Annotated in this window: 13 protein-coding genes; 9 read left to right on the forward strand and 4 right to left on the reverse strand. The window is 37.2% G+C overall.

Annotated features, from left to right (window positions below):
- Nucleotides 1-51: 51 nt before the first annotated feature.
- Nucleotides 52-801 carry a peptidylprolyl isomerase gene (locus RV13_RS04410; RefSeq protein WP_010744780.1) on the reverse strand — a complete coding sequence of 250 codons (750 nt, stop codon included), beginning with the start codon at nucleotides 799-801 and terminating at the stop codon, nucleotides 52-54.
- Between the two features lie 154 nt (nucleotides 802-955).
- Nucleotides 956-1966: a type I glyceraldehyde-3-phosphate dehydrogenase gene (gap, locus tag RV13_RS04415; RefSeq protein WP_010744781.1), complete on the reverse strand. Its 1011-nt coding sequence runs from the start codon at nucleotides 1964-1966 to the stop codon at nucleotides 956-958.
- 245 nt (nucleotides 1967-2211) lie between these two features.
- Between gap and obgE the strand changes: the two genes are divergently transcribed.
- The 8 genes from obgE (at nucleotide 2212) to RV13_RS04455 (ending at nucleotide 10933) form a co-directional block, all read left to right on the forward strand.
- Entirely contained in the window at nucleotides 2212-3525 is a 1314-nt protein-coding gene (gene obgE, locus RV13_RS04420; RefSeq protein WP_010744782.1) for a GTPase ObgE, read from the forward strand.
- Between the two features lie 718 nt (nucleotides 3526-4243).
- The gene (locus tag RV13_RS04425; protein WP_010744783.1) at nucleotides 4244-4978 is read left to right on the forward strand and encodes a winged helix-turn-helix domain-containing protein; all 735 of its coding nucleotides are present in this window, start codon (nucleotides 4244-4246) and stop codon (nucleotides 4976-4978) included.
- 228 nt (nucleotides 4979-5206) lie between these two features.
- Nucleotides 5207-5752, forward strand: a complete 546-nt coding sequence (locus RV13_RS04430; RefSeq protein ID WP_010744784.1) for a DUF456 domain-containing protein — start codon at nucleotides 5207-5209, stop codon at nucleotides 5750-5752.
- A gap of 90 nt (nucleotides 5753-5842) precedes the next feature.
- Nucleotides 5843-6766 (forward strand): ribonuclease Z, encoded by a 924-nt coding sequence (rnz, locus tag RV13_RS04435; RefSeq protein WP_010744785.1) that lies wholly within the window; start codon nucleotides 5843-5845, stop codon nucleotides 6764-6766.
- A 44-nt stretch (nucleotides 6767-6810) separates the two neighbouring features.
- Complete coding sequence (locus tag RV13_RS04440; RefSeq protein ID WP_060789286.1) at nucleotides 6811-7599, forward strand: SDR family NAD(P)-dependent oxidoreductase; 789 nt, start codon at nucleotides 6811-6813, stop codon at nucleotides 7597-7599.
- Between the two features lie 8 nt (nucleotides 7600-7607).
- Nucleotides 7608-8036 carry a LapA family protein gene (locus tag RV13_RS04445; RefSeq protein WP_010744787.1) on the forward strand — a complete coding sequence of 143 codons (429 nt, stop codon included), beginning with the start codon at nucleotides 7608-7610 and terminating at the stop codon, nucleotides 8034-8036.
- Between the two features lie 90 nt (nucleotides 8037-8126).
- The gene (gene recJ / locus RV13_RS04450; RefSeq protein WP_010744788.1) at nucleotides 8127-10406 is read left to right on the forward strand and encodes a single-stranded-DNA-specific exonuclease RecJ; all 2280 of its coding nucleotides are present in this window, start codon (nucleotides 8127-8129) and stop codon (nucleotides 10404-10406) included.
- 14 nt (nucleotides 10407-10420) lie between these two features.
- Nucleotides 10421-10933, forward strand: a complete 513-nt coding sequence (locus tag RV13_RS04455; protein ID WP_010744789.1) for an adenine phosphoribosyltransferase — start codon at nucleotides 10421-10423, stop codon at nucleotides 10931-10933.
- A 135-nt stretch (nucleotides 10934-11068) separates the two neighbouring features.
- Here RV13_RS04455 and RV13_RS04460 read toward each other — a convergent pair whose 3' ends face one another.
- Nucleotides 11069-11335, reverse strand: a complete 267-nt coding sequence (locus RV13_RS04460; RefSeq protein WP_010744790.1) for a hypothetical protein — start codon at nucleotides 11333-11335, stop codon at nucleotides 11069-11071.
- A gap of 102 nt (nucleotides 11336-11437) precedes the next feature.
- Nucleotides 11438-12061: a transcriptional repressor LexA gene (gene lexA / locus RV13_RS04465; protein ID WP_010744791.1), complete on the reverse strand. Its 624-nt coding sequence runs from the start codon at nucleotides 12059-12061 to the stop codon at nucleotides 11438-11440.
- Nucleotides 12062-12193: 132 nt separating this feature from the next.
- On the opposite strand from lexA, the gene RV13_RS04470 reads away from it, so the two are divergent.
- Nucleotides 12194-12436: a DUF896 family protein gene (locus tag RV13_RS04470; protein WP_010744792.1), complete on the forward strand. Its 243-nt coding sequence runs from the start codon at nucleotides 12194-12196 to the stop codon at nucleotides 12434-12436.
- The last annotated feature ends 27 nt before the right edge of the window (nucleotides 12437-12463 follow it).

Here is a 12463-nt window from a genome sequence, read left to right on the forward strand (position 1 = left end):
AAGAAAGAACCAAAAGCTCTAAATGAAGAGTTTTTGGTTCTTTTGCTACTACTATTTTTTAGGTTCTTGCAAAACTTTTACTTCTGTTACTTTGACAGGGTTCACTGGTGTAGATTTCTCACCAGAATCACTATCTTTGACCTCACCATTTGCGATTTTATCAACAACGTCCATGCCTTCAGTTACTTGACCAAAGACTGTATACTCACCATCTAATTGAGGGGCGCCGCCCTTTTTGTATTGCTCAATGATTTTTTCTGGATAATATTGAATCGCTAAGCCATCACTAACATCTTCATTATTGGTTACAATGAAGAATTGGCTCCCATTGCTGTTTCGAGATTCTGCACGTGCCATGGAAAGTGCACCACGAATATTATAAAGCTGTTTTGAATCTTCTGTCTTGAATCCTTTTTTCCAAATACTTTCTCCACCGGTGCCATCCCCTTTAGGATCGCCACCTTGAATCATGAAGTCTTTAATCACACGATGGAAGGGAGTATCCTTATAGTAGCCATCCTTTGCATGCTTCACGAAATTTTCTACCGCTTTTGGCGCTTGCTTAGGGAAAAGCTTGATTTTAACATTTCCTTCAGTGGTTACAAGCTCCACCAAATACTCATCATCAGTTACTTTGTCATTTAGCTGAGGTAGCTCCAGTTTGTTTAAATCTACACTAGTTTCAGTAGTTTTTGCGGCACTTTCCTGTGTATCTTTCGTAGAGTTATCGCTTCCGCAAGCAGCGAATAAGCCGATTGATAAAGCAAGAGTTGCACCAATCATTAATTTTTTGAATTGCATAGTATTCTCCTTTTGAACTTATTATCATTCTTATGATAACAAACTTTTAACTCACTTCCTATGAAAAATCAGTGACTTTTGCTTCAAAAATTTTATTAAATAAGGGCAATAAAAAAAGGAGATCTAAAAGATCTCCTAAAAATTGAGCAAACTTTTATAAGTTAGCAAATTTTTCTAATAAGCGAATCATTTGGCAAGTAAAACCATATTCGTTGTCATACCAAGCAACTGTTTTAACCAATTGGTAGTCGCCCGCTGAAGTTACTTCAGTTTGAGTTGGGTCAAAGATTGAACCTTGAGTTGTACCGATAACATCACCAGAAACGATTTCACGATCATCATAACCAAATGATGGGTTATCAACGGTGTGTTTTTTAATTGCTTCGTTTACTTGGTCTGCATTTACTTTAGTTTTAAGTACAGAAACCAATTCAGTCAATGAACCATCAACAACAGGAACACGTTGAGCATGACCTTGTAATTTTCCATTCAATTCTGGAATTACCAAGCCGATTGCTTTAGCAGCGCCAGTTGAATGAGGAATAGTGTTGTCTGCAGCAGAACGTGCAGCACGTAGATTTCCGCCTTTAACTGGTCCATCAAGTAACATTTGAGTAGATGTGTATGCGTGAACAGTTGTCATTGTACCAACTTCAATCCCAAATTCTTCATTTAAGAAATAAGCCATAGGTGCTAAACAGTTTGTTGTACAAGAACCAGCAGAAATAATTTTATCATTTGAATCTAGAGTATCATCATTTACGTTATAAACGATTGTTTTCATTTGTCCAGCAGGAGCTGAAATAACGACGCGTTTTACACCAGCATCTAAGTGAGCTTGTGCTTTTTCTTCAGATGTATAGAAACCAGTACATTCTAGTACGATGTCAACACCGTTTTCTTTTACCCAAGGGATTTTGCTTGCATCTGGTTCAGCATATACACGAGTTTTTTCGCCGTCAACAACGATTGAATCTTCTGTTGCAGTAACTGTTCCAGGGTATGTGCCATGTGTTGAATCAAATTGTAATAATTGTGCCAACATTGTAGGACTTGTTAAATCGTTGATTGCTACTACTTCAATATCGTCAGACACTTCTTTGATTCGACGGAAAGCCAAACGACCAATACGTCCAAATCCATTAATACCTACTTTTACTGTCATAACCAAAAGTTCCTCCTTTTTATATCAAGCAAAGCTTGACGCCTTACATTTTTTATTGTGCAACGCATCAAAATTTTTGTCAAAAGATAATACTTGGAAGCAAAAAAACGCGAGAATTCAATAATTTTTTTAAGCTTCTATCAATAAGAATGGACTTTTTCGTTCAATCTAGCTACAATATACAAGACTTTGTTTAGTGTGGAGATTCAGTAGTCAATAATATATAGAGATAAGGAGGACACCAAATGTCCATGTTTTTAGATCAAGTAACCATTGATGTCAAAGCCGGTAAAGGCGGGGATGGGATGGTCGCCTTTCGTCGAGAAAAATATGTTCCAGATGGCGGCCCTGCAGGCGGGGATGGCGGACGAGGCGGCGATGTCATTTTAGTCGTCGATGAAGGATTGCGTACATTAATGGATTTCCGTTATAACCGCCATTTCAGAGCAACTCCAGGTGAAAATGGAATGAGTAAAGGAATGCACGGACGAGGTGCAGAAGATACTTATGTGAGTGTGCCGCCGGGGACTACTGTTCGCGACGCCGACACAGGAGCTTTGATCGGCGATTTAATTGAAAACGGTCAAGAGTTGATTGTTGCACACGGTGGAAGAGGAGGAAGAGGAAATACTCGTTTTGCCTCCCCTCGGAACCCTGCGCCTGAGTTAGCCGAAAACGGTGAACCCGGACAAGAGCGAAATATAGAATTAGAATTGAAGGTTTTAGCGGATGTCGGATTAGTTGGTTTTCCATCTGTTGGAAAGTCAACAATTCTTTCAGTAATTTCTTCAGCACGCCCTAAAATTGGTGCTTATCATTTCACTACCTTGGTTCCAAATTTAGGAATGGTCACAACTAGTGATGGTCGCAGTTTTGCGGCAGCTGACTTGCCAGGTTTGATTGAGGGTGCGTCGCAAGGAGTTGGTTTGGGCACACAATTTTTACGTCATATTGAACGTACGCGCGTCATTTTACACGTCATTGATATGAGTGGAATGGAAGGCAGAGATCCTTATGAAGATTATCAAGCAATCAATAAGGAATTAAGCACACACAACTTACGTTTATTGGAACGTCCTCAAATTATTGTTGCGAATAAAATGGACATGCCAAACGCAGAAGATAATCTGAAAGAGTTCAAGGAACAGCTTAAGAAAGATAAGGAAGATGAATTCGCGGAAGATATTCCAGTTTTTGCTATCTCAGCCATTACAAAACAGGGATTAGACAATTTACTGAATGCGACGGCTGATTTATTAGAAGTTACACCAGAATTCTTATTATATGATGAAGAAGTTGAAGAAGATACTGTAAATTATGGATTCCAATCCAATGAACCAGAGTTTACTATTACTCGCGAACCAGATGCAACTTGGGTATTAAGCGGAGAGAAATTAGAAAAACTCTTCAAAATGACGAACTTTGATCATGATGAAACTGTTATGCGTTTTGCTCGCCAACTTCGTTCCATGGGAGTAGACGAAGCTCTACGTGCTCGTGGAGCTAAGGATGGAGATCTTGTGCGCATAGATAAATTTGAATTTGAGTTTGTTGACTAAGTATTCAGAAAAAATACTAATAACTTATAAAAGTGCTGCAAGTCATTTTGCAGTACTTTTTTGTGTGCTGAAAATAAAATGAAAGTGTTTTAATTATCGATAATTGACGTGTTTTTCGAAAATCCGGGAGAAAGGTTTGCTAAAATATTAATTTATTTTTAAGAGAAATTTTTGATTGAAGAATTTTGACAAGTTAAAAAACAAAATTCGAAATTCTTGATAATAAATCAGTGTTATTTTTACTGTTATTTATCTATATTTTTTCACAAACATTTTATGAACTATTTTAACACTATCTCAATTTGAAAATAGTTAAAAAATTTGATTGAATTTTTCATGAATCATATTAAACAGAAAATGAAAGTTAGGTATACAGGGATGAAAACGATACTCATCTTGCGTTATCAATTTATTTTGTTAATAAAGCCCTTAAAAAATACGAATGTTATATGTTCTAAATTTTTATGAATGATTGAAAAAAGTGTTGTTTAAAAATGATAATTGAATTATTTTATCTAGGAAAAGTTTTTTTAACCCAAAAATTTTATCAATAATTCTAATTGTGAGTGGTGAAATATAAGCTTTTCGGTAGCGCTCGAGTGAATGGCAGTGTAAACTAACAGTGTAAGAAGTAATAATTATATTGTTAATTAATAAAACTTTCCTTACGCAATTTGTCGGAAACTTATTTTTAATAATAAAAAAGGGGAATAATGTGATGCAAGTATTAATTTTAACGCACAATATCTTAGTTGAGAGACCTTTAGTTGAAAAACTACAACGATTAAACATTGAAGTTTTAAGTTCAGCTAAATTACTAACGATGCTCCAAGCAAAACAAGTGCCATTAGAAGTAATGAACTTTTTTGATGTATTAATCGTTAGTGAAACAATTTCTGATCAGGAACTAACTGTCATTCTTGAAGAAGTTGGCGAGAAGTTCACGATTATCCGTGAAACTGATCGGATGCCTCAAAAAGAGGAGAAATCAGAATGGGAATCACAAGGCGTTGATGAGTGGTTACTTGAAGACGAAACACTTAGCGGGTTAAGAGAGAAACTTGCTGAGAAAACGTTAAAAGAATCTGTTTATTCAATTGGTTTTGGAATGAGAACTCAAAAAGAAGAAAGCGAAAAGGAAAAACGTCCAATCCCATTATGGAATTTGACTCGTTCAGAACGTGAGATGTTAAGTACTTTAATCTCTACTAAAGAGGCTCCAATTAGCCGAAATGATTTAGCTGTTAAAATTTGGGGTGATAGTGATTCAGCAAGTCACATGACACGTCTATCTACTATAATTAAACATTTACGGAATAAACTGAAAATTGATGGTGTAGAATACGATGTTATTCGTACAAATTGGGGCGAAGGATATCAATTATCCAAAGTATTCTTTGATCACTATGTAGTTGATGATCGTATTATGGAAGAAATTAAAACTGGAAATTAGTTTTGCAGTGAATGAAAACAGGTATCCTCCTTTGTTTCCAAAAGAGGGTACTTGTTTTTTTCTATCGTTAACCAATGATTTTCTAGGTAAGAACCAATTGTTCAACTAATAAGCTTATTGAAGTAACGTTGTTTACATAATTAAATTATGCGGATGAAACTCGTTCTGTTTTCCAAAACCTTTATTTATTGCTAAACTAAAGTCAAAAGAATAAGGGAGCGATTTTAAATGGAAAAACGAGTAATCATTATGAATTTTGATGTAGAGTCCAAAGCGTACGAGGCGTTTTCTAAGGCTAAACGTCTTCATATGAACAAGTCTTTTAAAGGCGAACAAATGGCAGTAGTCCATCATTCAGATGACGGTGAACACAAATTTGAAATTGAAGACTTTTTAGACTTTACTGGCAGCAACAAAAGTTCAACGGGTGGGTTGATCGGTATGATGGTTGGAATACTTGGCGGCCCCATCGGTATTTTGCTCGGCTGGTTTACCGGCGGAATGATCGGAGCTACTCAAGACGCGAAAGAAGTTCGAGAAGCTACGGGAGTATTTGAATTTTTGATAGATAAAATTGGTGAAGGTGATACCGCCTTATTGTTAATCGCTGAGGAAGAAGATAATCGCCCTTTAAATCAATTAATTATGATGGAATTAGGCGGCGAGATCACACGTTTGGAATACGAAGAAGTTGAAGCAGAAGTGAAAAAGACTCAAGAAATGGCGAAAGCATCAAAAGAAAAGGCTGAGAAGGAAGATAATTCTGAAAATTAATCGGTTCGAATGAGTTTTTTCCTATTTAGATTGCGGAAAGCTAGACTTTCTTCTAGAATAATAATAGTTTGATAGAAAGTCAGGAGAAATATGGAACTAGAATTTTTAGGAACAGGCGCAGGTGTGCCTGCGAAACATCGAAATGTCAGCAGTCTTGCATTGAAATTGCTAGATGAGCGAAATGCCATTTGGTTATTTGACTGCGGCGAAGGAACTCAAATGCAAATTTTACGAACAAACATTAAACCTCGAAAAATAGAAAAAATCTTTATTTCTCATTTACATGGGGACCATATTTTTGGTTTGCCTGGATTATTGAGTAGTCGCTCCTTCCAAGGTGGCGAGGAACCGATTATTATATACGGTCCTGCTGGTTTAGAAAATTATGTGCGTACATCCTTACAGGTAACAAAGACTCATCTGGCTTATCCGTTAGAATTTGTCGAGTTGAAAGAGGGCGTAATTTTCAAAGATAAGCAATTTACCGTGGAGTGCATGTTACTGGATCATGGAATTGAAAGCTTTGGTTTTCGTGTAACAGAAGCGGATCACGAAGGCATGCTTCAAGTAGACAAACTTGCTGAATTAGGCATTCCTGCTGGTCCAATATACGGAAAATTGAAACAAGGCCAAACCGTCACACTAGCAGATGGCCGGACGATAAACGGAAAAGATTTTGTTGGTGAAAGTAAACACGGACGAGTGGTCACTATTTTTGGTGATACTCGGTTTACAGCTAGATCTAGCGAATTTGCGAAAAACAGTGATGTGGTTGTTCACGAGAGCACCTTTAATAAAAATGAAGCAAAACTGGCACGTGCGTATTTCCATTCAACAACGCAGCAGGCAGCATCAATTGCGAAAGAAGCAAAGGCAAGAAAACTTATGTTGACGCATATTTCTGCAAGGTATCTTGCGAAGGAAGCAAAGGAATTGGAAGCCGAAGCACAGGAGATTTTTCCCAATACGCAGCTTGCGCGAGATTTCGACATCATTGATATTCCATTTTCATAGCTTTTAAAATTTTTACCCAAATTATAAAGAAAGAAGGTTAACTCATGGATTTAACAGATAAAGTTGTCGTTGTGACCGGTGGCTCAGCCGGTTTAGGCGAACAGATTTGTTACGAAGCAGCAAAACGTGGTGCAATCGTCGTTACTTGTGCACGTCGGATTAACTTAATTGGCCAAGTAAAGGAACATTGTAGTGAATTAAGCGGTAAGGCTGCATATGCCTTTCAATTAGATATCTCAGATCCAGATAGTGTAGAATCAGTGATTGAAAAAATCTCAGATGAAGTCGGTGAAGTGGATGTTTTAGTGAACAACGCCGGTTTTGGTATGTTCGAAAACTTCGTAGATTTTGACTTAGAGATAGCGAAAAATATGTTTAATGTCAATGTTTTAGGTATGATGTACTTTACTCAAAAAATTGCGATCGCCATGGTGAATAATAGACAAGGACACATTTTTAATGTCGCATCAATGGCTGGGAAGATGGCGACTCCTAAATCAACGGTTTACTCGGCAACGAAATTTGCGGTTCTTGGCTTTTCTAATGCTTTACGTTTAGAATTGCGTCCGGCAAACGTTTTTGTCACAACAATCAACCCTGGGCCAATCGCCACAGAATTTTTTGATAAAGCAGATCCAAGCGGAAGTTATTTAGAAAACCTAGGTGGAATTGTCCTAGACCCGCATAAGCTGGCAAAGACAATCGTCAACAAAATGGGGAAACCGACTCGTGAAATCAATCGTCCACTTATAATGGAAGGAGCAAGTCGCTTTTATGGGATGTTCCCGCAAATTGGGGATTTTTTAGAGGGTGGATTATTTAATAGGAAGTAGGAAGGCATATGAAAAAACAATGGAAAGTACTACTAGGATTTATTTTAGTTTTGCTGATTGTGATTTTTGCCCTTTCTAATAGTCAGGAAGTTCCGGTTAATTTCTTGATTAAAAAAATCTATTTATCATTAGTTTTAGTCATTATCGGCTCTGCTTTGATTGGAGCTTTGGTTGTTCTATTAACTTCTGGTGCTACCTTATTTCAACAGCGCAAGGAAATCAAACAGCTTAAAGAAACAATTAAGGGCTATGAAACGAACAATGAACAAAAATTAGAAGAAGAAAAAGCGGCTTATCAGCGAGAAAAAGAAAATGAGATAGCTGTGCTAAAGGCTAACTATGAAAGCTTACTGAAAGATAAAGATCAAGCATTAGCAGCAATGGAGAATGGACAGCCAGACAAAAAAAACAATCCACCAATTGATTACTATGATTAGGAAAGAAGACTTTAGTTGCGAAACTAAGGTCTTCTTCTCTTTCTTGTCTGATTTTTTTTTGCTATACTGATACGGTTGGGAAGTGATACAGTGAAAAAATCAAGCTTCGATTGGCAGTTCAGAGAATCTAGTTCAATTGATTCAACTTTTAAAGCGGAACTAGCGAATCAAGGATACAGTGAGACATTTGCTGAACTATTATGGAATCGAGATATACATACGTTAGAAGCGTTCAAGCAGTTGATGAAGGCAAATATCGATGATCTACACGATCCTTTTTTAATGCATGATATGGATAAGGCCGTTGATCGGATTCAGATTGCGATTATGGAAGGACAGCCTATTTTAATATATGGTGATTATGATGCAGACGGAATCACCAGCACTTCGATCATGTTAGAAACCTTAGAAATGATTGGCGCAAACGTTCAATATGTTTTGCCGAATCGTTTTATTCATGGTTATGGTCCGAACAAAGAGCTTTTTGCTGAAAAAATCAATGAAGGTGTCAAGTTAATTGTCACTGTCGATAATGGAGTGGCTGGAAACGAAGCTATTGAATTTGCTAATTCTCAAGGGGTTGACGTAATTGTTACGGATCATCATGAGATGCCGCCAGTTTTACCAGATGCTTATTGTATTATCCATCCTCGTCATCCAGAAGGTAGTTATCCCTTTGGTGAACTAGCTGGAGCAGGCGTTGCCTTCAAGTTAGCTACGGCTCTATTAGAAGAAGTTCCTTTAGAAATGCTGGATTTAGTTACCATAGGTACTGTCGCCGATTTAGTTTCAATGACTGGAGAAAATCGGAATTTAGTAAAATTAGGACTGCAGGCAATCAAGCAAACACAACGTTTAGGTTTACTAGAATTATTAAAAGTCAGTTCAGTTGATTTACAAAAAGTTGATGAAACGAGTATTGGTTTCAGTTTGGGCCCACGATTAAATGCGATCGGTCGATTAGGAGACCCAAATCCAGCAGTAGAGTTGATGACTACCTTTGATGATGAAGTCGCTCAAAACTTAGCTGAAAAATTAAATAAAATCAACGAAGATCGTAAAACGATAGTCCAAGAAACTACTGCTGAGGCTATCGCCTTAGTCAATCCTGGTGATGCTGTCCATTTAATTGCAAAAGAGGGATGGAATCCAGGTGTTTTAGGAATCGTTGCCGGAAACATTCTAAAGCAAACGGGATGTCCGACAATTGTTCTGTCTATCGATGAAAACGGTGTAGCAAAAGGTTCTGGTAGAAGTATTGATGCGTTGGATCTATTCAGCATGTTAAACACGATGCGTTCTGAATTCACTCATTTTGGCGGTCACGCTGCTGCAGTGGGATTAACTATGCCATCAGAAAATATAGATACCTTAAGAAAAATGATGAATGATTACATCGCTGCACAGAAAATCGATTTGACCAAGGGGTCTGCGTTGTTGATTGATAAGTCTTTAGCATTATCAGAAATCAATCTGAAATTTGTTGAAGAATTGAAGAAACTAGCTCCTTTCGGAACAGATAATCCAGCGCCTAATTTTTTAGTGGAGGGGCATGTAGATTCTTTTAAGCAAATCGGCAGTGAACAACAGCACGTCAAATTTTCATTGAAGAATGAAGAGAGTCAATTAGATGCTATCGGATTTGGTTTTGGCAAGGATAGTGAAGAAATTCAACAACCAGATACACGCTTTATCGGTGACTTAGAGATCAATGAATGGAATGGTAAGAAGAAAGTACAGCTTCGTTTGATTGATTTTGCTTCTGAAGGACTTCAAGTGATTGATCGTCGAGCAAAATATACCTGGAATGAAAGAATAGAAAACGGTCGAGTTCTGTATTTGGCCTTCCAATCAACTAGTCAGAAATTTTTCTCCAAAGAATTACAGGAGTCGATTACTTTATATAATCCAGCAATCGAATGGTCAAATTATGATCAACTAGTTGTGTTAGATTGTCCTGACTATAAGGAACTATTAAAAAAAATTTTAACTACCGGAAATTTTGAACGAATCTATCTTTATTTATATAGTCCAGATGATGCGTATTTGAATGGCTTGCCTACTCGTGATCAATTTACTAAACTATATAAATTCTTTATGAAGCAGCCACGTGTAGACATTCGATTTAAATTGAAATTTGTTTCGAATTATTTAAGAATTCCCGAAAAATTATTAGTATTCATGATTCACGTGTTTTCTGAGTTGAAATTTGTTACAATAGACGACGGCGTTTTACAAATGGTCGAGTCTCCACAGACACGTGCATTTGAAGAGAGTGAGATTTATCAAAGTCGTATCTCTCGTATTGATAGTGAAGAATTTTTACTGATGAATGATATTCAAACAATTAGAAATTGGCTGAAAAGCTAGGAGGAACAACCAAAATGAATTTGAAAGATTATATTGCCAGTATTCCAGATTATCCAAAAGAAGGAATCATTTTCCGCGACATTTCGCCATTAATGGCTGATGGTGAAGCGTACCGTGAAGCTACTAAACAAATTGTTAACTATGCAAAAGAAAAACAAATCGATATGGTCGTGGGTCCAGAGGCACGTGGATTTATCGTGGGATGTCCAGTTGCTTTTGAATTAGGCTTAGGTTTTGCTCCTGTCCGTAAACCAGGAAAATTGCCTCGTGAAGTAATTGAAGTCGAATATGAGAAAGAGTATGGCACCGATACCTTAACAATCCATAGTGATGCGATCAAACCTGGTCAGCGTGTTTTAATTACAGATGACTTATTAGCTACTGGCGGTACAATTAAGGCGACAATCGAATTAGTTGAAAAACTTGGGGGGATTGTTGTTGGTTGTGCTTTCTTGATCGAGTTGGAAGAGTTGCATGGACGAGATAAAATTAAAGGATACGATATTTTAACCTTAATGGACTACTAATAACCTATTTTTGGAAGAAGTGGGTATGACAAACATCTTGTCATACCCACTTCTTTTAATAGTTCTATAAACCAAATGAACTGTGTTTTACCAACAAAAAAGCTGTTAGATTTCTCTAGCAGCTCGTATAGTAAGTTAAGCAGACTTATGATAATGATGGTCATAAGTCACATAATAAAAATCTTCAGCAGGTTCTTTATAATAAATGTCTTCTTCAGTATCTTCTTCATCAGAGTAACGTTCAGCATAGTGTTGTGCATATTTGCGCTCATCCCATAACATAAACCAAACGAGGAACAAACCAGAAAAAATGACGATCGTAGCTAAAGAACCTAACTTACCAATCAATAATCCTAGTAACAATACAGCGATAATCAAACCAAATCTTCTTACTGCTTTCATCAATAATCACTCCTAATAAATACGCGAACGTGTGTTTGTATATTCATTATACGAATGTTTGTTCGATTTGTAAAGAAAAAAATAATCGGAAGTGAATTCCGATTAATAAATATGATTGCGGTACAAGCCAACGACTTTTCCAAGTATGGATACATTGTCAAAAATTAATGGCGCTAATTCATCATTTTCAGGTTGTAAACGGATATGATCCGATTCCCGATAGAATCTTTTACAGGTCGCTTCATTCTCGTCAGTCATCGCTATCACGATCTCACCATTTGTCGCTGTCGATTGCTTTCTGACAATTACATGATCCCCATCATAAATTCCAGCGTTGATCATACTTTCACCGCGAATTGTCAGCATAAACAAGCTGCCTTCTTCGCTAGATAGATCCGGAGGAACCGGGAAGAAATCTGATGCTTCTTCAACAGCTAATATAGGTTCACCTGCAGTAACGACCCCCAGCATTGGAATAACCTGAGGTGTCGCTCCGATTTTCTCTAATCCTGTAATGGTTAATTCGATTGCTCTTGGTTTTGTTGGGTCTCGTTGAATCCAACCCTTTTTTTCTAATCTGGATAAATGGCCATGAACAGTAGATGTAGATGAAAGATTCACAGCTTCTCCAATTTCTCTAACAGTGGGTGGGTAACCTTTATCTTCAACGCGTTCATGAATGAAACGTAAAACTTCTAGTTGTTTTGTTTCCGTTCGTTTTGCCAATGCCCGCACCTTCTTTCGTTTTTTTTAGTGTAGCATAGTTACTGCAACAAATCAAACAAGCGTTCGCATTTGTTTGTGCTTTCAACTTATTTTTTTTTATGTATAATTAAAGAGGGAAAAGAGGTGCTTAAGATGATTAACGATGAAACAATTGCACGGATCAACGAATTAGCTAAGAAAAAGAAAACAGTGGGCTTAACTGATGCAGAGGCACATGAACAGAAGGTTCTTCGCGAAGAATACATTTCTTCATTTCGTAGCGGCATGCGACATCATATCGAAGGGATGAAGGTTGTTGATCCAGAGGGAAACGATGTAACCCCCGAGAAATTAAAAGAGATTCAAAAGAAAAAAGGATTGCACAACAGAAAGTAAATCTTTTGTTGTTAAGTGATTGAAAAG

The organism is Enterococcus raffinosus (assembly GCF_001886185.1).
GTDB classification, from domain to species: Bacteria; Bacillota; Bacilli; order Lactobacillales; family Enterococcaceae; genus Enterococcus_A; species Enterococcus_A raffinosus.

What these genes read in the sequence shown, in the direction of transcription:
- RV13_RS04410 (WP_010744780.1), bottom strand. Translation starts at nt 801, where the DNA reads ATGCAATTCAAAAAATTAATGATTGGTGCAACTCTTGCTTTATCAATC.
- gap (WP_010744781.1), bottom strand. Translation starts at nt 1,966, where the DNA reads ATGACAGTAAAAGTAGGTATTAATGGATTTGGACGTATTGGTCGTTTG.
- obgE (WP_010744782.1), top strand. Translation starts at nt 2,212, where the DNA reads ATGTCCATGTTTTTAGATCAAGTAACCATTGATGTCAAAGCCGGTAAA.
- RV13_RS04425 (WP_010744783.1), top strand. Translation starts at nt 4,244, where the DNA reads ATGCAAGTATTAATTTTAACGCACAATATCTTAGTTGAGAGACCTTTA.
- RV13_RS04430 (WP_010744784.1), top strand. Translation starts at nt 5,207, where the DNA reads ATGGAAAAACGAGTAATCATTATGAATTTTGATGTAGAGTCCAAAGCG.
- rnz (WP_010744785.1), top strand. Translation starts at nt 5,843, where the DNA reads ATGGAACTAGAATTTTTAGGAACAGGCGCAGGTGTGCCTGCGAAACAT.
- RV13_RS04440 (WP_060789286.1), top strand. Translation starts at nt 6,811, where the DNA reads ATGGATTTAACAGATAAAGTTGTCGTTGTGACCGGTGGCTCAGCCGGT.
- RV13_RS04445 (WP_010744787.1), top strand. Translation starts at nt 7,608, where the DNA reads ATGAAAAAACAATGGAAAGTACTACTAGGATTTATTTTAGTTTTGCTG.
- RV13_RS04455 (WP_010744789.1), top strand. Translation starts at nt 10,421, where the DNA reads ATGAATTTGAAAGATTATATTGCCAGTATTCCAGATTATCCAAAAGAA.
- RV13_RS04460 (WP_010744790.1), bottom strand. Translation starts at nt 11,335, where the DNA reads ATGAAAGCAGTAAGAAGATTTGGTTTGATTATCGCTGTATTGTTACTA.
- RV13_RS04470 (WP_010744792.1), top strand. Translation starts at nt 12,194, where the DNA reads ATGATTAACGATGAAACAATTGCACGGATCAACGAATTAGCTAAGAAA.